The sequence below is a fragment of the Kitasatospora sp. NPDC022785 genome, assembly GCF_055561295.1.
This window is the reverse complement of the sequence record NZ_JBVHHB010000017.1, coordinates 25,423-44,041: the sequence shown is the minus strand read 5'-3', so window position 1 is coordinate 44,041 and position 18,619 is coordinate 25,423. Positions and strand designations below refer to the sequence as shown.

The 18,619-nt window shown below is 73.3% G+C and carries 12 protein-coding genes and 2 pseudogenes; 5 read left to right on the top strand and 9 right to left on the bottom strand.

The window, feature by feature from the left end:
• The first annotated feature begins 99 nt into the window (after nt 1–99).
• A complete protein-coding gene (locus tag ACZ3YO_RS24510; protein WP_465572904.1) occupies nt 100–2,073 on the top strand; it encodes a HEAT repeat domain-containing protein in 1,974 nt (657 codons plus the stop codon).
• Between the two features lie 125 nt (nt 2,074–2,198).
• Here the strand turns inward: ACZ3YO_RS24510 and ACZ3YO_RS24505 are convergent, their stop codons facing one another.
• The 5 genes from ACZ3YO_RS24505 to ACZ3YO_RS24485 form a co-directional block, all read right to left on the bottom strand.
• Nucleotides 2,199–3,350 carry a polymorphic toxin type 44 domain-containing protein gene (locus ACZ3YO_RS24505; RefSeq protein WP_465572901.1) on the bottom strand — a complete coding sequence of 384 codons (1,152 nt, stop codon included), beginning with the start codon at nt 3,348–3,350 and terminating at the stop codon, nt 2,199–2,201.
• A 39-nt stretch (nt 3,351–3,389) separates the two neighbouring features.
• On the bottom strand, nt 3,390–3,731 hold the full coding sequence (locus ACZ3YO_RS24500) for a hypothetical protein (RefSeq protein ID WP_465572898.1): 342 nt from the start codon (nt 3,729–3,731) through the stop codon (nt 3,390–3,392).
• A 158-nt stretch (nt 3,732–3,889) separates the two neighbouring features.
• Nucleotides 3,890–5,221, bottom strand: a complete 1,332-nt coding sequence (locus tag ACZ3YO_RS24495; protein ID WP_465572896.1) for a M1 family metallopeptidase — start codon at nt 5,219–5,221, stop codon at nt 3,890–3,892.
• A 128-nt stretch (nt 5,222–5,349) separates the two neighbouring features.
• The gene (locus tag ACZ3YO_RS24490; protein WP_465572894.1) at nt 5,350–9,387 is read right to left on the bottom strand and encodes a Pls/PosA family non-ribosomal peptide synthetase; all 4,038 of its coding nucleotides are present in this window, start codon (nt 9,385–9,387) and stop codon (nt 5,350–5,352) included.
• 461 nt (nt 9,388–9,848) lie between these two features.
• Nucleotides 9,849–11,063 (bottom strand): FAD-dependent monooxygenase, encoded by a 1,215-nt coding sequence (locus tag ACZ3YO_RS24485; RefSeq protein ID WP_465572892.1) that lies wholly within the window; start codon nt 11,061–11,063, stop codon nt 9,849–9,851.
• 194 nt (nt 11,064–11,257) lie between these two features.
• On the opposite strand from ACZ3YO_RS24485, the gene ACZ3YO_RS24480 reads away from it, so the two are divergent.
• Nucleotides 11,258–11,896 carry a TetR/AcrR family transcriptional regulator gene (locus tag ACZ3YO_RS24480; RefSeq protein WP_465572889.1) on the top strand — a complete coding sequence of 213 codons (639 nt, stop codon included), beginning with the start codon at nt 11,258–11,260 and terminating at the stop codon, nt 11,894–11,896.
• Nucleotides 11,897–12,186: 290 nt separating this feature from the next.
• Here the strand turns inward: ACZ3YO_RS24480 and ACZ3YO_RS24475 are convergent, their stop codons facing one another.
• Nucleotides 12,187–12,882, bottom strand: a complete 696-nt coding sequence (locus tag ACZ3YO_RS24475) for a TetR/AcrR family transcriptional regulator C-terminal domain-containing protein (RefSeq protein ID WP_465572887.1) — start codon at nt 12,880–12,882, stop codon at nt 12,187–12,189.
• A gap of 103 nt (nt 12,883–12,985) precedes the next feature.
• On the opposite strand from ACZ3YO_RS24475, the gene ACZ3YO_RS24470 reads away from it, so the two are divergent.
• A complete protein-coding gene (locus ACZ3YO_RS24470) occupies nt 12,986–13,318 on the top strand; it encodes a hypothetical protein (RefSeq protein WP_465572885.1) in 333 nt (110 codons plus the stop codon).
• A gap of 336 nt (nt 13,319–13,654) precedes the next feature.
• Complete coding sequence (locus ACZ3YO_RS24465; RefSeq protein ID WP_465572882.1) at nt 13,655–15,241, top strand: FAD-binding oxidoreductase; 1,587 nt, start codon at nt 13,655–13,657, stop codon at nt 15,239–15,241.
• Nucleotides 15,242–15,509: 268 nt separating this feature from the next.
• Here ACZ3YO_RS24465 and ACZ3YO_RS24460 read toward each other — a convergent pair.
• Nucleotides 15,510–16,119: pseudogene (locus ACZ3YO_RS24460) on the bottom strand (transposase); the annotation flags it as partial.
• Between the two features lie 204 nt (nt 16,120–16,323).
• On the opposite strand from ACZ3YO_RS24460, the gene ACZ3YO_RS24455 reads away from it, so the two are divergent.
• Nucleotides 16,324–17,523: an IS110 family RNA-guided transposase gene (locus ACZ3YO_RS24455; protein WP_465572879.1), complete on the top strand. Its 1,200-nt coding sequence runs from the start codon at nt 16,324–16,326 to the stop codon at nt 17,521–17,523.
• A gap of 11 nt (nt 17,524–17,534) precedes the next feature.
• On the opposite strand, the pseudogene ACZ3YO_RS24450 reads toward ACZ3YO_RS24455, so the two are convergent.
• Both ACZ3YO_RS24450 and ACZ3YO_RS24445 read right to left on the bottom strand, forming a co-directional pair.
• Nucleotides 17,535–18,002, bottom strand: a pseudogene (locus ACZ3YO_RS24450) (winged helix-turn-helix domain-containing protein); the annotation flags it as partial.
• Between the two features lie 52 nt (nt 18,003–18,054).
• Complete coding sequence (locus tag ACZ3YO_RS24445) at nt 18,055–18,495, bottom strand: hypothetical protein (protein WP_465572877.1); 441 nt, start codon at nt 18,493–18,495, stop codon at nt 18,055–18,057.
• Nucleotides 18,496–18,619: the final 124 nt, after the last annotated feature.

The window sequence follows — 18,619 nt, the reverse complement described above, 5'->3', positions numbered from 1 at the left end:
GTGCGGCCGGCCCGGGCCCCTCGTCGAGAAAGGCCCGGGCCGGACTGTCAGCGGGGTGGTGCAGAGTGGGCCGTGCACAGGACCACCGGGAGGACGGGCATGTTCGACACCCTGCACGACATCGACTGGGCGGCCCTCCACCACGCCTACGGCCCGGCCGACGACGTGCCCGGGATGCTGCTCGGCCTCGCCTCCGACCACCCCGGCGAGCGTGAGGCGGCCCTCGACGACCTGCACGACGCCGTCCACCCCCAGTACGACATCTACGACTCCACGCTCAACTGCGTGCCCTTCCTCTTCGAGTTGATCGCCGACCGGGCCCGGCCGGACCGCGGGCCGGTGGTCGAGCTGCTCACCAGCATCGGCGAGGCCGTCCGCCACTACCCGGCCGGCGAGGAGGAGAGCACGGAGGGGTCCGTCTGGCGGCTCACCCTGGCCCAGGGCCGGGCCGCCGTGGCCGCGCGCGCCGACGCCTTCACCCCCCTGCTCACCGACCCCGATCCGGACGTGCGCTGCGCCGCGGCCACCGCGCTCGCCCTCCTGCACGCCGACGGCCCCGCCACCCTCGCGCTGCTGCGCGGGCGGCTGCCGCACGAACCCGGGGCCGAGGCCCGGACCGCCCTCGCCACCGCCGCCGCCACCCTGGCCGACCGCTTCCCCGAGCTCGCCGCGCCAGCCACCGCCTGGCTCACCACCCTGGCCGGGGACGGGAATCAGCCCGCCGCCCTGCGCCTCACCGCCTCCGCCCGGCTCGCCGCCCGCGCCCCCGGCCCCCTGCCCGCCGACACCGCTGCGGCCACCGCCCGACTGCTCCGCCACATCCCCGTCGGCCAGGCCGGCCGGTCGGCCGACGCCGCCCTGCAGATCATCCACCGCGCCCTCGGCGACCGCCTCACCGACCGGGTGGCGCTCTGCACCGAGCAGCTGACCGCCGCAGACCCGGCGCTGCGACGCGGAGGCATCCGGCAGACCGGCCTGCTGTTCCGCGAGGTGCGCGGCCCCTTCGGTGAGCTGGCCGCCCTGCTGGGCCGCCGGCTCGCCGACCCGGACCGGACCGTCGGCAAGGCCGCCGCCGCCGTCCTGCCGGACCTCTTCCGCCTCGCCGCCCCCGCGGCCGACGCCGTCGCCGACTGCCTCGCCACGGCCGAGGACCCCTGGTCCGACACCCGCTCCGACGACCTGCCCAACCCGCACCACCTGCTCCGGACCCTCACCCGGCTCGGCGACCCGCGCGCCCTCCCGGCGCTGGCCGCCGCCCTCGACCGGCCGGCCCTCCCGCACGACCTCGGCTTCCTCGTCGCCGAACTCGGCCCCGCCGCCGCTCCGCTCGCCGGCCCGCTGCGCGAGCGCCTCGCCGCCCTGCCACTGGAGCGCCCACCGCATCTCGACCAGGTCGATCCACTCCTCACCGCCCTCGGCGCGACCGGTGGCGCCGACGCCGTCCCCGCCGTCCTGCGCGTGCTGCGCGCCGCCCCCGCGGGCCCGCTGACCGACTCCGCCCTGCGCGCCCTCGCCCGGCTCGGCCCGGCCGCCGCCGAGGCGGCCCCCGCACTGCGCACAGTGCTCGCCGATCCCGGCTCGCCGCACGCCCTGCCCGCCGCCGCTGCCCTCTGGGCCGCCACCGGCGACTCCGGCGCCGTCCTGCCGCTGCTCCTCGCCAAGGCCGGCGACCCGAGCCCGTGGGTCCGCCGCGCCGCCGCCAGGGCCCTCGCCCCGATCGGCCCGGCCGCCGCCGAGGCCGCCCCGGCCCTGCGCGCCATGCTCGCCGACGGTGAGGTCTGGGTCCGGGTCGACGGCGCCACCGCCCTCTGGCACACCACCGCCGACGCCGGCGCCGTCCTCCCCGTCCTCACCGCCGCCTGGACGGAGAACCCGCACACCCGCGCCACCGCCGCCGGCTGCCTCACCGTGATGGGCGCGGCCGCCGCGCCCGCCCTGCCACTCGTCCACGCCGAACTGGCCGCCACCCGCCGCCACAACGCCGGCTTCGGCAGCAGCCACGTCATCCACGACGACGAGCAACTGCTCCACGCCTGCCGCACAGCCGCCGAGGCGACAGCCCCGGCGGGCTGAGCGACTCCGGTGGTGCCCGGGCCCCGGTCCGGGGCGACCGGGGCACCACCGACGAGGGCCGCGGCGTCAGGACCCGGGCGAGGCACCCCGCCCCGAGCCGGACGCGCATCGGCCTCCCCGGCCTGCTACCGGGCCGGGCGGACCTGGGTGATGCTCGTGTCACCGGCCCGCCGCTTGGCCTCCATGTCGTCGATCAGCTGCAGCACCGCCGCGTCCATCTGCTCCTTCGTCATGTTCGGGCCGTACTTCTCGTAGAGGTCCATGCCGATCTTCATCGACATGTCGTCACCCGGGTCGTTGGTGCCGGTGCCGCCGGTACCGGCGTTGGCGGCCTCGACGAGCTCCACCCGGCTGATCCCGGCCGACCTCCCGACGTACCCGTAGTGGATGTTGGAGTAGATGTCGTACGAGACCTCCACATCCCGGTCGGGCACCTTGAAGTAGAAGTCGTTCGCCGACTGGAGGTCGTAGCGCTTCTCCAGGATCGGCTTGTGGTCCCACGGACCACCGCTCTTGACCTGCTCGTACCAGATCGCCAGCCCCACCGCGCGCGGCCCGGCGACCGAGCCCGGGATCGGGTTGATGATGGCCCAGGGGCTCTCGCTCTGTTCCATGTTCCGCCGGATCTCGGCGACCTGCGCGGAGTCGATGTTGGTCTTCATCTCGTCGAAGATGAAGTTCGAGGCGTCCGTGAAGTGGGATTCGCCCAGCCCCGCCTCGGCCTTGTCGAGCGTGTTGTACCCGCCCGGGTTGAACTCCTTGTCGCTGGCGCCGGTGTTGCGCCCCAGCGCCCAGGCCGCCGCGCGGTCAGCCTCGTGCGCGGCCGCGCGGGCGTTGACGATGGCCCGCTCCAGCTCCTCGATGTTCTTCTTGTCCCGGGCGTCCTGCTCCGGGTCCGGCTCGGCCAGGCACTGGGCGGGCATCGCCTTCCCGCCGGCACCGACCACCAGGTTCAGCCGCGGCGCCTCCTGCTCGGCCAGCCGGAGCAGTTCCTTGCGGGCGGCGGAGATCGCCGTGTGGGCGTCCAGCAGGACGCCGTGGATGGCGTCCGCCTCGGTCATGGCGTCGTACAGCTCCTTGGACACCTTCGCCATGAAGGTCTGCGCCGCGTCCGCGTCGGCGCCGCTCCAGCTGGCGTGAGTCGGAACGATCACCTGGTCCCGGTACTTGCCCTGCTGCTCGCCCATGGCCCGGGCGGCGTTCGACCACTGGTCGGCCGCCTCCTTGAGTTCGGTGAGAGGCGCGGCCAGCACCTGTTCGTATGTCAGCATGCTCATCCCCGTGCTGTGTTGCGATCCGCCCGTAGTCGTCGGCGGTCAGTGGAACTGCGAACCCATGCCCTGCATCTGCTGCGCGATCCCGTTGTCGGTCGCACTGTGGCCGGCGGCGCTCTCGTCGAGGTTGCGGCCGGTGAGGTCGACCGCCTGGAGGATCGAGGCGGTCTGCCTGGACCAGCGCGTGACCGCCGCCTGGAGCGCCGCGCCGAGCTCGAAGCCCTGGTGCGCCAGCATGCTGCCGGCCCGCTGGCCCGGCGCCTCCGGATGCTTCGATCCGGCTTGGACGGCCGGCGATATCTCCCTGCAGTGCCCCGCGGACTTGCGCAGCACCCCGGTGTTGACGCTGACCCCGCCCGAGCCGCCGTTTCCGCCATCCGGCATCCCTGTTGCCCCCTTCGTCGTCGGTTCCGCGCGCCGGAGGAGGGGCTCCGCCCCGCCGACCGGCCCAGCTCATCGTACGGATGTACGTTTCTGATGCGGCGAATGGTAGCGGGCGAGCCGTCGCCGCCGAACAGCCCCCGACGACGGGGAGCGGCCGGTCAGGCGGACACCGGGGGCAGCGTGCCGTGCCACAGCCAGGCCTCGAACAGGCCGCCCAACGCCAGCCCCTGCGCGTACCGCTGGGCGTGCGCCGTGAAGTCGGCGGTGGTGACGCTGCCATGGCGGTTGAGGGTCGCCCAGTCCTTGAGCATCCGGAAGAAGGGGGCCTCGCCCAGAGTGACCCTGAGGGCGTGGACGGTGAGGCCGCCGCGCTGGTAGAGCCGGTCGTCGAACATCAGTTTCCGGCCCGGGTCGCCGAGCCGGAGGTCCTGCGGAAGGCGGGCCAGCAGGGTGCGCGCGGCCGCGGCGTGGGCGGCCGCGGACGGGCCGCCGGTGTGCTCGGACCAGAGCCACTCCGCGTACTTGGCCAGGCCCTCGTTGAGCCAGATGTGGCTCCAGTCGGCGATCGACACGCTGTTGCCGAACCACTGGTGCGCCAGCTCGTGGGCGATCAGCCGCTCGTTCTCCCAGCCGCCGCCGAGGTGGTTGGTGCCGAAGGTGGCGACGCCCTGCGCCTCCACCGGGACGTCCAGCTCCTCGTCGGCCACCACGACCGCGTACTCGCCGAACGGGTACGGGCCGAAGACCTCCTCGAAGTACGCCATCATCTCCGGCTGCCGGCCGAAGTCGGCGGCGAACTCGGCCGCCAGCCCCGCAGGCACGTAGCCGGTCTGCCGCACGGCCGGGCGCTCGGCGAGCGCCACCGGCAGGTAGTGGCCGATCGAGACGGTGACCAGGTAGGTCGAGGTCGGCGCGGACTGCTCGTACACCCACGTCGTGCTGGACGCCCGGGGGGTGCGGGTGAGCGGCCGGCCGCCGACCACCACCGTGTACGGGGACGGGGTGGTGACCGCTATCTGGTACGTCGCCTTGTCGGCCGGCCGGTCGTTGCACGGGAACCAGGAGGGCGCGCCGACCGGCTGGCTGGCGACCAGCGCGCCGTCGGTCAGCTCCTCCCAGCCGAGGCCGCCCCACGGGCTGCGCACCGGGCGTGGGTTCCCGGTGTAGTGCACCTCGACGGTGAACGCGGCCCCCGCCGCGAGCGCCTTGGCCGGGCGGACCCGCAGCTTGCCGGCCCGGTGGGTGTAGCGGGCGGCCTTGCCGTCCACCAGCACCCGGCCGATCCGGAAATCGGCGAGGTCCAGCGCGAACTCGGGCAGGGCGGTCCCCGCGACGGCGCTGAGCCGGGCGGTGCCGCCCAGCCGGTTGGGGCCGGGCCGGTAGTCCAGCGCGAGTTCGTAGCGGTGGACCTTGTAGCGGGGGTCGCCGCTGTTCGGGAAGTACGGGTCGGGCGCGGCGGCGGGGGCCGCCGGGGCGTGCTGGTGGTTCACCGGGCGGGATTTCACCGGGTCGTGCGCTCCCTGCGAGCTGGGGGACGAGGACGCGTCCACGGGGGACACGGCGGACATGGGGGGCGTGGCGGACGGGACGGACGTGGGTGCGGGGAAGGCGGGGCCGGTCACGAGGTGGTCTGCCACGCCTCGATCGGGTTGCCCAGCCACCGCGTGTCCGCGGGCACGGACTCGGCGCGCATCACCAGCGAGGCCGGGCCCAGCGTGCTGCGCGCGCCCACCGTACTGCCGGGCAGCACGATGCCGCCCGGGCCCAGGGTGGCGCCCTCGCGGAGGATGACAGTATCCATCCGCATGATCCGGTCATGGAAGAGGTGGGTCTGCACCACACAGCCCCGGTTGATGCTCACGCCGTCCCCGAGCGTGACGAGGTCCGCCTCCGGCAGCCAGTAGCTCTCGCACCAGACGCCCCGCCCGACGTCCGCGCCGAGTGCCCGCAGCCAGAGGTTCAGCACCGGGGTGCCCGGCACCGCGCCCACCAGCCACGGCACCGCGAGCACCTCGACGAAGGTGTCGGCCAGCTCGTTGCGCCAGACGAAACCGCTCCACAACGGGTGCTCCACCGCCCGGAACCGCCCGACCAGCAGCCACTTCGCCGCCACCGCGACCAGGCAGGCCGCCCCGCCCGCCGTCAGCAGCACTACGCCGGACAGCAGCGCCGCCGCCACCGGCGACCAGCCGGCCGCCAGCCAGGACAGCGCCGCCAGGGTCAGCGCGCCGAGCGCCCCGGAGGCCAGCACCGGCAGCAGCCGGGCCACCTCGACCAGCCCGCGGGCCCAGAGCAGCCGGGCCGGCGGCTCGTAGGTCAGGCTCTGGTCCGCCTGGTCGGCCGACCGCGGCAGCCGCATGGGCGGCATGCCCAGGTAGGAGCCGCCCTTCTTGGCCTTCGCCGGGGTCGCGGACAGCACGCCCACCAGCCCCCGCTTGGGGACCGACCGGCCCGGTGCGGTCATCCCCGAGTTGCCGAGGAACGCCCGCTCGCCGACCTTCGCCTCGCCGAGCCGCACCCAGCCGCCGCCCAGCTCGTACGGGGCGATCAGGGTGTCGTCCGCCAGGAACGCGCCGTCCCCGACCGTGGTCAGGCTGGGCAGCGCCAGCACCGTGGACACCTCGGCGCCGCGGCCGACCTTCATCCCGAGCGCCCGCAGCCAGAGCGGTGTCACCAGACCCGCGTACAACGGGAAGAGGATCTCGCGCGCCTGGTCCATCAGCTGGGTGACGGTCCACGCCTGCCAGCCGACCCGCCCGTGCAGCGGGTGCACCCCGGGCGCCAGCCCGATGCTGAGCAGCCGGACGGCCGCGACTAGCTGCGCGGCGTACACCACCCCGTAGGCGAGGGTAGCCGGGAGCAGGCCGAGCAGGGCGCCGCCGAGCGTGGTGCCGAGGCCCGTGCCGGGGTGCACGGAACGGGCGAGCACCGCCAGCCCGGCGAGCGCCGGCAGGACCGGCAGCAGGCTGAGCGCCGTGCCGCTGGCCCCGTACAGCGCGGCCCAGCGGGCCCGGCGGACCGGCCGCTCCTTGGGCCAGGCGCGCTCGGCGCGGCCCAGCTTGACGGCGGGCGCGCCGCCCCAGCGCTGGCCGGTCGGCACCTGGCCGGTGATGCTGGAGCCGGCCACCACCTGGGCCCCCTTGCCGACCTTGGCGCCGGGCAGCAGGGTCGACCGCGTCCCGACCACGGCGCCCGGGCCGACCTTGACCTGACCGACCTCCAGCCGGTCACCGTCCAGCCAGTAGCCGCAGAGGTCGACCTCGGCCTCCACCGCGCAGCCCCGGCCGAGCTTGAGCATGCCGGTGACCGGCGGCAGCGAGTGCAGGTCCACCTCGGGGCCGACCTTGGCGCCGAGCGCCCGCGCGTAGCGCACGAGCCACGCCCCGGAGAGCGCGGTCGCGCCGGTCACCTCGGCGAGCCGCTCGGCCGTCCAGAGCCGCAGATGGGTGGAGCCGCCCCGCGGGTAGCGGCCCGGGCGCAGGCCGCGCAGGAGCAGCCGGGCGCCCCCGGCCGCGACGGCCAGCCGGCCCGCCGGGGTGTAGAGCGCCAGTGCGCCCGCGCCGACCGCCCACCAGGAGGCGGTCGGTGCCCACGGGTAGTCGCCGAGCCAGGTGAGCGCGTTGCCGAGTGCCAGCAGCGCGACCGTCCAGCGCAGCCCGACCACCGTGAAGAGCGGGATCAGCAGGAGCAGCTGGAGCACCTTGGCCCGGGTCGGCACCAGCGCGACCGTGCGGGCCTCGCCGCCGTCGGACGCACCGCGCTCCAGGTGGCGGGCGAGCTTGCGCAGCGTCGGCTGCTGGTAGATGTCCAGCACGGCGGCGCTGGGGTAGCGGGTCCGCAGCAGGGTGGTGAGCCGGGCTGCGGCGAGGCTGCCGCCGCCGATGGCGAAGAAGTCCTCGCGCGGGCCGCTCACCGGCACACCGAGGATCTCGGTCCACTGTTCGGCCAGCCAGGCCTCGGTGCCGTAGAGCTGCTCGGTGGGCCCGGCCGTCTCCAGGCCGGGCAGCGGCCAGGGCAGCGCGTTGCGGTCGACCTTGCCGGACGTGCGGGTGGGCAGTGACTCGACCGGCGCGAGCAGCGGCACCAGGGCGGCGGGCAGCTCGGCGCGGAGCCGTTCGACGGCCTGCTCGCGGTCCCAGCCGTCCTTGGTCACCAGGTAGCCGACCAGCAGCTGGTTCCCGCCGCGCGCGGTGCGGACGGCGGCGGCCGCCCCGGCCACGCCCGGCAGGGCCTGGAGGGCGGCGTCGACCTCACCGAGTTCGATCCGGCGGCCGCCGAGCTTGATCTGCTCGTCGGCGCGGCCGAGGAAGAGCAGGCCGGCCGGGTCGGCCTGGACGAGGTCGCCACTGCGGTAGGCGCGCTCCCAGCCGAGCGAGGGCAGCGGCGCGTACTTCTCGGCGTCCTTGGCCGGGTCCAGGTAGCGGGCCAGGCCGACACCGCCGATCACCAGCTGGCCGGTGCCGCCCGTCGCGACCGGCTCGCCGGCCTCGTCCACCACGGCGAGGTCCCAGCCGTCCAGCGGCAGGCCGATCCGGACCGGGCCGTCCCCGGTCAGCAGCGCTGCGCAGGCCACCACGGTCGCCTCGGTGGGCCCGTAGGTGTTCCAGACCTCGCGGCCCTCGGTGACCAGCCGCTGCACCAGCTCCGGCGGGCAGGCCTCGCCGCCGAAGATCAGCAGCCGGACCTCGTTCAGGGCCTCGGCCGGCCAGAGGGCGGCCAGAGTGGGGACGGTGGAGACCACGGTGATCTCCTGCTCGGCCAGCCACGGCCCGAGGTCGGCGCCGCTGCGGACCTGTGAGCGCGGGACGGGCACCAGGCAGGCGCCGTAACGCCAGGCCAGCCACATCTCCTCGCAGGAGGCGTCGAAGGCGACGGAGAGCCCGGCCATCACGCGGTCTCCCGGGCCGATCGGCTCGTCCTGGAGGAAGAGCGCGGCCTCGGCGTCGATGAAGGCGGCCGCGTTGCGGTGGGTGACGGCGACGCCCTTGGGGCGGCCGGTGGAGCCCGAGGTGAAGATGATCCAGGCGTCGTCGGCCGGGGTGGGGCGGGCGGGGGTCGAATGGGCCGGGGTGGGCCGGGCCGGGGTGGCAGCCTCCTGCGGTCCGCCGGTGAGGGTCAGGGCGCGCTCCGCGCCGAGCACGGCGGCGACGGCCGCCTCCTCGAAGACCAGCTGCGCGCGCTCGTCCGGGTCCTCGGCGTCGACCGGGACGTAGGCGGCCCCGGCGGTGAGCACGGCGAGGATCGAGACGTAGAGGTCGTTCGTGCCGGAGGGGACGCGGATGCCGACGCGGTCGCCCGTGCCGATCCCGGCGGCGGCCAGCCGGCGGCGCAGCTGCTCGACCTCGGCGGCGAGCGCCCGGTAGCTGAGCACGGTCCGGCCGTCGTCCAGGGCCGGTTCGTTGGGGTGGGCGCGGACGGTGGCGTCCAGGAGGTCGACCAGGGTACGCGGCGCGGGGGCCGGGCGTCCGGGGAAGAGGGCCGGGGTGAGGGCCTGCGGGGTGTGCGAGGTCTGCAGGGTCTGGGAGGTTGGCGGGGCCTGCGGGGTCTGCTGGGCCTTCTCGGGGGCGGCCGTCACGCCGGGGGCGGGGGCCTGTGGGGTGTGCGGGGCGTGCGGGGCGTGCAGGGCGTGCTCGATGTGGCTCGGTTCAGCTGTCATGGCAGCCCGTGCGCTCCTCGTCCTCGCCCCTGTCCCGACCGGCGCTCGGCCCTTGGGGGCGGTGGGAGCACACGCCTGATCGGGTGACCCCACTCCGGGGCCGGAGCGGACAACCCGACCGATGGTAGCCCGGGGTGATGAACGGTGTACTGCCCGACACTCCACCCAACTTGCGCCCAACTGGCCGAATCTGACCGTAAGTCAGTGAATAACTGAGCTTCTGTGAGTCGATTGTGACGAGCTGTCAGTCAGCTTGACGGACCGTCAGCCTTTTTTTCGGGCCGTGACCCACGCCACACCGAAAGGTGCTCCCTTCGGGTGGCGGACGCCGCGCTGGAGAGTGCTGGACGCGGCTGCGGGTCCGGCGGCGTGCCCGTCATGGCCCCACCGCGGCCCCGCGGCGGCCCCTGGAGCCGGGCCTGCCGCGCGGTGTGGGGTGCGGGATGCGGGGCGGGTCCGGGTCAGGCCCGGGTGGTTGCGGCGGTGATCTGTGGCGGCGTCCAGTCGGCGTGACGCAGTGCGGTGCGCACCATCGCACCGGGCGGGGTCAGGCGGATCGCCGCGTTGCGGGCGGCGACGGCCAACGGGTGGGCGAGCTGCTGTCCCATCCGGCCGGCGCGCCGCGCATCGCGGGCGACCGCCTGGCTCCGCGCGCGCCGCTCGGCGTCGTACCGGGCGAGGGCCGCCTCGACGCCGGGCTCCGAGCCGATCGCGGCAGCCAGGGTCACCGCGTCCTCCAGGGCCTGGCAGGCGCCCTGCCCCAAGTGGGGGGTCATGGCGTGGGCCGCGTCGCCGAGCAGTGCGACCCGGCCCGCCGTGAACGAGGGGAGCGGCGTCACCAGCTCGTTGACGTCGTGATGCAGGACGGCCTCCGGGCGGGTCGCGGCCAGCAGCGCGGGGATCGGCTCGTGCCAGCCGGCGAAGCGACGGCGGACCTCGGCCAGCGGGTCCGGGTAGCGCACACCGGCCGGGGCGTTGAGCACCGCGTGCCATTCGGCCCGGCCGTCGGGGAAGGCGATGTGTCCGAACTCCGCGCCGTGGCCCCAGGTCAGCTCGAAGTCGGCGATCGGGTCGCCGGTCGTCCCCTCGACCGGCCGCTCGGTGATCGCCCGCAGCACCGTCGAGCCGCTGTAGACCGGGCCGGGGTGGTCGGGGAAGAGCCGGCGGCGCAGTCGGCTGCCGATCCCGTCGGCCGCGACCACCAGGTCGGCGTCGAGCGCGGTGCCGCCGTACTCGGCCCGGATCCGCGGGGGCCGGGTGGCGCCCACCGCCGCCTTGGCCGCCTCGACCGCCGTCACCTCCGCGCCGATCACCAGCGACTCGGCTGGCAGCGCCTCCCGCAGGATCCGGTGCAGCGCGGCGCGCGGGATACCGATGATCGGCGCGCCCAGCTCGCGCTCCAGCGCCGTGCCGTCCATCCGGGCCAGCCGGCGGCCGCTCGGAGTGCGGGTGCCACCGGTGTACTGGCGGCGCGAGGCCGCTTCCACCGCCTCGCCGACGCCGAGGGCGGTGAGCGCCCGCAGGCCGTTGGCGGCCAGCGAGATCCCGGCGCCCGCGTCGTCCAGCACCGTTGCCCGCTCGACCACCGTGACGTCCCACCCGGCGAGCCGGAGCCCGATCGCGGCTGCCAGCCCTCCGATGCCGCCCCCGACCACTACCGCGCTGTTGCTGCTCATGCCCGGTCCTTCCCCTGTCGTTCGCGTGACCTTCTACAACTGTAGAGGGAGAGTACTCGCACTTACTACGGGTGTAGAAAGGGGGGATGCAGGAAGCTGAGGCAGACGGGCAGAAGCAGCCGGACGGGCGTGGGCCGCATGAACGCGGCCCGGCCGGGCACACGGCGCGCGGGGCGGCAACGCGTGGTTCGGCAATGCAGGGCTCGGCAATGCACGGTTCGGCGACGCGAGGGGCCGACCGGCGGACCCTGCTGGCGGACGCGGCCATCGGCGTCCTCGCCGACGCGGGCATGCGCGGGCTGACCCATCGGGCGGTGGACGCGGCGGCCGGCCTGGCGGTCGGCACCACCTCGGCGTACCTGCGGACCAGGCAGGCGTTGCTCACCGCCCTGGTCCGGCGCCTGGTCGAGCTGGACCAGGGCGAGCTCCAGGCGATGGGCGAGCAGGTGCCGGCGCCGCGTTCGGCCACCGAGCTGGCCGAGGGCATCGCCCTGCTGGCCGAGCGCCGGCTGACGGGGGAGGGGCGGCGGCGCTCGCTCGCGCGCTACGCCTGTGCGGTGGAGAGCGTGCGTGATCCCGAGCTGCGCGAGATTCTCGTCCCGCGCGAGAACGCGGGCCACGCGGCCGTCCGCACCTTCATCGCAGCCCAGGGCGTCGCGGACCCGGCGGCACGCACCCTCACACTGCTGGCCTGTGTGGACGGCCTGGTCTTCGACCGGCTGGTCGGCGGCGGGACCCTGCGGGCGGACGAGATCCAGGGCCTGGTCGTGGCGGCCCTGCGCGGGCCGGAGAGCTCGGATGGCCTGGGCGTCTCGGGTGGCGCGGAGGCCTGACCCGTGTGGCGCCGGTCGGTCGCACACGCCGTGGTGGACGAGCACCAGCGGCGTGGGGCCGAGTCGCTGTCGGACGGGCGGTTCGGGAGGCCGATCCGGGCCGCCGGTGCCGGGCGCGCGGGATGAACGAGAGTCCCGCCTGGCGGACCGTCGGCTCGGCCCGCGGGCGAATGGCGCGTCGACCTCGCCCGCCTCCGATGCCATGCGAGGTACGGTCCCGCGTGCCGGTGATCAGACCCCGGACCGCCCATCGCACGGTGATCACCTCTGCTGATGCGAAAGAAATTGCCCTAGCCTTGCGGCCTCCCCTCATCGCCGGCCCCGGCGCCTTCGTCGATCTCGGCGGCGAACCCCGCGAGCAGGATGCGCAGCGTGCGGTGGAAGCGCTGCTCCGAGTCCAGGCCGGCGCCGGTGCCGAAGGCTTCGGCCAACTGCGGGAATACCGCCGGGTCCAGTGAGCGGAACTGCTCCGGATCGGGCTCCGTCCCTTCGTGGTGAGGCGTCTCGCCGACTTCCGCGAGGGTGTGGCCGAGCGTGAACGACACCACGGCGTTGAGGACGTCCAGGGCGTCCGCGAGCGGAACCCGGTCGGCGCGCAGCGCGCCGACGCCGCGTTCCAGCAGGCGCAGCGCCGCCGGAGTGGCGGCCGGGCGGGTGGCCAGGACGGTGAGCATCGCCGGGTGGTCGAGCAGGATCCGGCGCAGGGCGGCGGCGAAGTCGCCCACCACCGTCGTCCACGGGCGCCCGGTGGGGTCGGTGAAGAGGTCGCCGGCGGACAGCTCCAGCAGACGCTCCACCATGCCGTCGAGCAGGGCGGCCTTGCTCGGCACGTAGTAGTAGAGCGTCATGCCCTCGACGCCGAGCGCCGCGCCGAGCTTGCGGTTGGAGAGGGCGGCGAGCCCGTGCTCGTCGACGAAGGCCAGGGCTGCGTCGATGACCTTCTCCCTGGTCAGCCCCGTCCTCGGGCGCCCGCGTCCACTCGCCATCAATGTGCTCCTCCGTGCTGGGACTTGACATGTCTTGCGGTGCAAGAAAACAATAGCGGACATCGGCTTCTTGCACCGCAAGAAAAAGTTCAGGGAGGACGTCATGCAGCTCGTCAGTGTCATGGTGCGCAGGCTCAACGACGGGGTCGACTACGGGGAGTTCCGCAAGAGCTGGATCCCGGACGAGATCGTCCCGGGTGACCCGCGGACCCGGGTGATCACCGCCGCCGATGTGGAGGACCCGCAGAAGATCGTCACCATCGCGATCATCGAGGGCGACCACGGGCCCGAGTCCATCCAGGAGTGGATGGAACGGCTCGCCCCCGTCGAGGAGCGCCGCTTCGAGCGGATCAAGGACCTGGTCGGCCCGCCCACCCTGAACGCCGTCTACCGGGTGCTCGCCGAGGACGACCTCTCCAGGCCGATCGCCGAGTAGCGCGAGTGGGAGTGGGGCGGCCGGTGGCTCCGGTGTGCGGCCCATGGGGCCGGACGTCTGGTTTCGCACGGCGCTCTCCCGTTCCCGGTGTTCGACCTCGCTCGGCGGTGATTCCGAGAAGGTGACGGGACATTAACCGATGCCACTGACAATGCGGTCGCCCCGCAGGGAACGAGGCATTCCAGGAAAGTGGCGTACAGTCACACTAATTCGTATATGGATTCACAGGGCCAAACGTACGTGCTAGCGTGCGGCTGCCAGCTTCTCAGAGTCGAGAAAGTGGGTCCTGCCATGCGTCAAGAATTCTCCCGGCGTGGATTTCTGGGTACCGCGGGAATGGCCGCCGCCGGGGCGTCCGCCGCTTCCCTCGGCCTGGCGGCCGGCGCCGGCCCGGCAGCCGCCGAGTCCGCCGAGGTGCCCGAGGGGCAGTCGGTGCTCCCCGACGACCCGCGGTACCAGACGCTCAGTCAGGGATTCAATCAGCGGTGGAGCAGCACACCGGCCTACATCCGGCTGGTGGGCGACGATGCCGACGCCGTGGCGGCCGTGAAGACGGCGCTCGACAAGGGGTTGCGGCCGACGATCCGGGGCGGCGGGCACTGTTACGAGGGCTTCGTCGACAACGACAACGGCGTCATCCTCGACCTCAGCACCCTGCGCGGTGTCCGCGCGGCGACGGACAAGTACGGCGCGTCCACGTACTGCGTGGAGGGCGGCGCCACCAACTGGGACGTCTACACCACGCTCTTCCGCAAGTACGGAGTCACGCTGCCGGCCGGCTCGTGCTACTCGGTGGGGGCCGGCGGGCACATCTGCGGCGGCGGGTACGGGCTGCTCTCCCGGCGGCACGGGCTGACCGTCGACCATCTGGTCCAGGTCGACGTGGTCACCGTCCGCGGCGGCAAGGTGGAGGTGACCAGGGCGCACCGCGACGACTCGAAGGGCTCGGCCGAGAAGGACCTCTTCTGGGCGCACACCGGCGGTGGCGGGGGGAACTTCGGCGTGGTGCTGCGCTACCACTTCCACCACGAGCTCCCGAAGCCACCGCTGAGGGTCTGGCTGAGCAGTGTCGCCTGGCCGTGGGACGAGCTGGTCAAGCAGCCGGCGGACTTCCACCGGCTGGTGAACAACTTCGCCGCCTTCTTCGCCGAGCACAGCGGAACGGGCGAATCGGTCTACCGGGGGTTGTTCGCCATCCTCAAACTCACCCATCGGACGAACGGAAACGTCGTCCTGCTCAGCCAGTGGGACGAGGACGATCCCGGGCCGCTGGAGCAATTCCTGGCCGCGATGGAGGCCGGGATGAAAACCAAGGCGGCCGTCCAGACCTACAGCGCCGGCGGGCTGTTCCTTCCCTATCCGGACAAGAGCCGCCAGGTGCCGTGGTTCCAGGCCACCATGACGCTCAACCCCTCGGGGGACAACCAGCGGGGCAAGTACAAGTCGGCCTACCACCGCAGGGCGTTCACCCCCGCACAGGTCGACAGCTTCTGGGAATGGCTGACCAAGGACGTCCAGGGCGTCGACCTCACGCAGACGCTGGTCCAGGTCGATTCGTACGGCTGCAGGATCAACGAGCGAAGGCCCACCGAGGACGCCATCCCCCAGCGTGACTCGATCATGAAGCTCCAGTACCAGACCTACTGGACCGACCCCGCCCAGGACACCGCTCATCTCGACTACCTGCGCGGCCTCTACCGGGCGGTGTACAAGGCGACCGGCGGCATCCCCGAGATCGACACCGACACCGACGGCGCCTATGTGAACTACCCCGACACCGACCTTGGCGTGGTCGGCCAGGCGAACCCGGCTTACCAGCGGCTGTACTACAAGCAGAACTACAGCCGACTGCAGCGGGCCAAGAAGACCTGGGACGAGAAGAACGTGTTCCACCACGCCCAGTCGATCACCCTGCCGTCCTGACCGCACACGCAGAGCCATGTCGACCATCCGGAAAGTAGATGATATCGGGGCGAATGGTGTGAGTAAAGGGGTCGGCGCAGGGTGCTGCCCCGAGCGTGGCGGGCTCGGCCGTACCTCCTCACAGCGCCGGCGCGGGTCCGTCGCGCCGTGCGCTGAGTTCTCAGATATGCGCGCATCTGTGAGGGTGAACTCGGACTGATGCTGACTTTTGCTGACCTGAGCTGATGGGTCGTCAGATGCGATCGGCGTAGCTACTGACTTCGGCTTTTCAGGGTGGGCGGTCGAGGGAGAGGCCGGTTCCGGTGAGGAAGCCGTCGAGGACGTCGGGGCGGTACTGGAGGCGTTTGAGTCGGTTGCGGACGAGGGTTGCGAGCCGGTCGAGGGCGACGCTGGCGAGGTTCGCGAGGCTGTGCTTGACATGGGCCCACAGGTACTCGACCGCGTTCAGCTCGGGTGAGTGGGCAGGCAGGATGAACACCGTCAGCCAGACCCGCGCGCTGATCAAGTCGCGCATGGTATGGGAGACGTGAGTGTTGAGCCGGTCCCAGACCAGCACGATCGGCGCCCCGACCAGCTGGTGGATTCCGTCGATCAGACCGATGTAGTCGCGCTCGGACAGGCTGCGGCGTTCGCCCCTGCGCCCGGTATGGCGCCGCAGCCGGTGGCACAGCCGGGTCCGAGAGCCCGGGCGCATCGCGAGCAGTCCGGCGGCCGAGACCCGTCCGGAGCCCGGCCGCAGACCTTCACGACCGGGGTGATGCCGCGCCGGCCCCACGTGCGTCCCTTGGGCGGCCTGCGGGTGAACCCGGCTTCGTCCTCGAAGCAGATCCAGCCGTCACAGGCCGCCCTGGTGCTTTTACCTCCGCCCAGGTCACCTCCGTAAGGTGTTGTCCGGCCCGGGAGGGCCGGGTGTGGCTCAGGTCGCCTTGTCCTCAGTGGCTTGGAAGGAGTGGCCGCCCGGCTCTTCGGGGCGCCCTGGCTGCTGATTGAGATGTGCGCGCCTCGTGCGGTCGCTGATTACGGAGATGACAGCGGGGTGTTCCTCGGGCCAACGGGATGCCGGTGCCTTCGAGGAGGAGTGTGTGAGCGAGCGAAGGGCCTATGTCTGGGCCGGTGTTGACGCAGGCAAGGGCCACCACTGGGCAGCCGTGGTCGACGAGGGCGGCGCCACGCTGTGGTCGAAGAAGTTCGACAACGACGAGACCGCGATCCTGACCGCGCTCGGCGAGATCCTCGCCCTGGCCGATCAGGTCCACTGGGCGGTGGACATCTCCGGGACGTCGTCCGCGCTGCTGCTGGCGCTGCTCGCGGCCCACGGCCAGCGGGCCGTCTACGTGCCCGGACGCACCGTCAACCGCATGGCTGGCGCCTACCGGGGCGAGGCGAAGACCGATGCCCGCGACGCCTACGTCATCGCCGAAACCGCCCGCCAGCGCAGGGACTTCACCACCATCGAGGTGCCCGCCCAGCTCGCCGCCGACCTCGCCCTGCTGACCGCCCACCGCTCAGACCTGGTCGCCGACCGGGTGCGGATGATCAACCGGCTCCGCGATGTGCTGACCGGCATCTTCCCCGCTCTGGAGCGGGCATTCGACTACTCCGCGCACAAGGGCGCCCTGGTCCTACTGACCGGCTACCAGGCCCCCGCCGCGCTCCGCCGCCGCGGCCGGGCACGCCTCACGGCCTGGCTGGCCAACCGCGGCGCCCGCGGTGCCGACGCCGTGGCGGCCACCGCACTGGAGGCCGCCGACGCCCAGCACACCGTACTGCCCGGCGAGGACGTCGCGGCCGCACTCGTCGCCGACCTGGCCACGCAGATCCTGGCCCTGGACGACCGGCTCAAGCGGATCGACAAGCAGATCCGCGACACCTTCCACGCCCACCCGCAGGCCGAGATCATCGAGTCCCTGCCCGGCATCGGGCCCATACTCGGCGCCGAGCTCGTCGTCGCGGCCGGCGACCTGACGGCCTACGCGGACGCCGGCCATCTGGCCTCGGCGGCCGGGCTCGTGCCCGTCCCCCGTGACTCCGGGCGGCGGACCGGCAACCTACACCGGCCTAAACACTACAGCCGCCGCCTGCGACGGGTGTTCTACCTGTCCGCGCAGACCAGCATCATCAAGGACGGCCCCAACCGGGACTATTACCTCAAGAAGCGGGCCGAGGGCTGCAAGCACGTCCAAGCCGTCATCGCCCTGGCCCGCCGCCGGGTCAGCGTGCTGTGGGCCCTCCTGCGCGACAACCGGATCTTCACCCCCGAACCAGTTGCGCAGACGGCTTGACTCGGTCATTGAGACTCCTTCCACGCGGTCACGGCCCGCTCGTCGCGCTCGGCGGCCCGCCGTGCCGGGACCTGCGGGCTGAAGTCGAGCCGATGCATCAGGCGGGTGGCGCCCGAGACGTTGTACGACACGTGGAACTTCCGACCGATCAGCGTCGCCACTCGCGCGCCGGTCTAGACCTGGTCCTCGTCCCAGCCGTGGGCAGCCGGCCCCTGGTCGAGGTAGACGGCAAGCTTCTCCTGGCAGCGCGCGGACAGCTTGCAACGCTGGCCGCTCGCACCTCGTGAGGCCAGGGCCGCCGCCCCGCCCTCTGCCCACGCCTGGTGCCACTGGTAGGCCGACTTCGAGCTCACCCGCAGCCTGCAAGCGACCTCCGGCGGCCCCAGCCCCTCGGCGAACAACCCGGCGGCCTCCAGCCGCACCGCCTCGCGGCGCTGCCGACCTTTCGCCGTCAGCCTGCCCCCATCCGCATAGCGCATACCTACGGCATAGTGTCAAAATGACGGTCAGTCAGCTACGCGAACAGGCCAATCACCCCGAAGCGCCGAAGTCAGTAAGGGAGGACGCGTCGCTGCCGGGTCCTGTCCGCGCCGAGGTCCAGCGTCGGGCGGGGCGGCGCCACCACCGCGGTGACATCCGGCTCGGGCTCGGGCTCGTCGGAGGCGGTCGCCTTGGCCTCCGGCTCCACGACCGGCTCCGGGTCGACGACGGGCTCCTTCGGGACTCGCCGCGCACCTGCGCCGCGAGGGCGTCGATCTCGGCGGCGGCCTGTTGCGCCGCCTCCATGCGGTTGGCCTGCTCGGCCTGGATGTTGGCGACGCCCGCCGCGAGGGCCCGCAGCTCGCCCAGGTCGGTGGTGATGATGTTGCTGCGAGCGGAGCGGGCATCGAGGGCGGTCGCCGCGTCCAGGAGCGCGCCGAGCCCGTCGTCGGTCAGCGCGGAAGAGTTCTCGGGGGGCTCGAACGGGTCCATGGGCCGTCTCCAGGCTGTACGTGGAGTGTGGCCCGGCCTATCGCCAGCGGCGCTTCCGACCAGCATAGCCAGGTCCGGAGCGCGGCACTCCCTGCGCGCACGAGCGGTCCGCCAGCGGCACGAC

Excerpts from the sequence above, each read along its gene's own strand:
- ACZ3YO_RS24445 (WP_465572877.1), bottom strand. The coding sequence starts at position 18,495 with ATGGACCCGTTCGAGCCCCCCGAGAACTCTTCCGCGCTGACCGACGAC.
- ACZ3YO_RS24465 (WP_465572882.1), top strand. The coding sequence starts at position 13,655 with ATGGCCGCCGCCGGGGCGTCCGCCGCTTCCCTCGGCCTGGCGGCCGGC.
- ACZ3YO_RS24505 (WP_465572901.1), bottom strand. The coding sequence starts at position 3,350 with ATGAGCATGCTGACATACGAACAGGTGCTGGCCGCGCCTCTCACCGAA.
- ACZ3YO_RS24485 (WP_465572892.1), bottom strand. The coding sequence starts at position 11,063 with ATGAGCAGCAACAGCGCGGTAGTGGTCGGGGGCGGCATCGGAGGGCTG.
- ACZ3YO_RS24490 (WP_465572894.1), bottom strand. The coding sequence starts at position 9,387 with ATGACAGCTGAACCGAGCCACATCGAGCACGCCCTGCACGCCCCGCAC.
- ACZ3YO_RS24480 (WP_465572889.1), top strand. The coding sequence starts at position 11,258 with ATGCAGGGCTCGGCAATGCACGGTTCGGCGACGCGAGGGGCCGACCGG.
- ACZ3YO_RS24510 (WP_465572904.1), top strand. The coding sequence starts at position 100 with ATGTTCGACACCCTGCACGACATCGACTGGGCGGCCCTCCACCACGCC.
- ACZ3YO_RS24475 (WP_465572887.1), bottom strand. The coding sequence starts at position 12,882 with ATGGCGAGTGGACGCGGGCGCCCGAGGACGGGGCTGACCAGGGAGAAG.
- ACZ3YO_RS24500 (WP_465572898.1), bottom strand. The coding sequence starts at position 3,731 with ATGCCGGATGGCGGAAACGGCGGCTCGGGCGGGGTCAGCGTCAACACC.
- ACZ3YO_RS24470 (WP_465572885.1), top strand. The coding sequence starts at position 12,986 with ATGCAGCTCGTCAGTGTCATGGTGCGCAGGCTCAACGACGGGGTCGAC.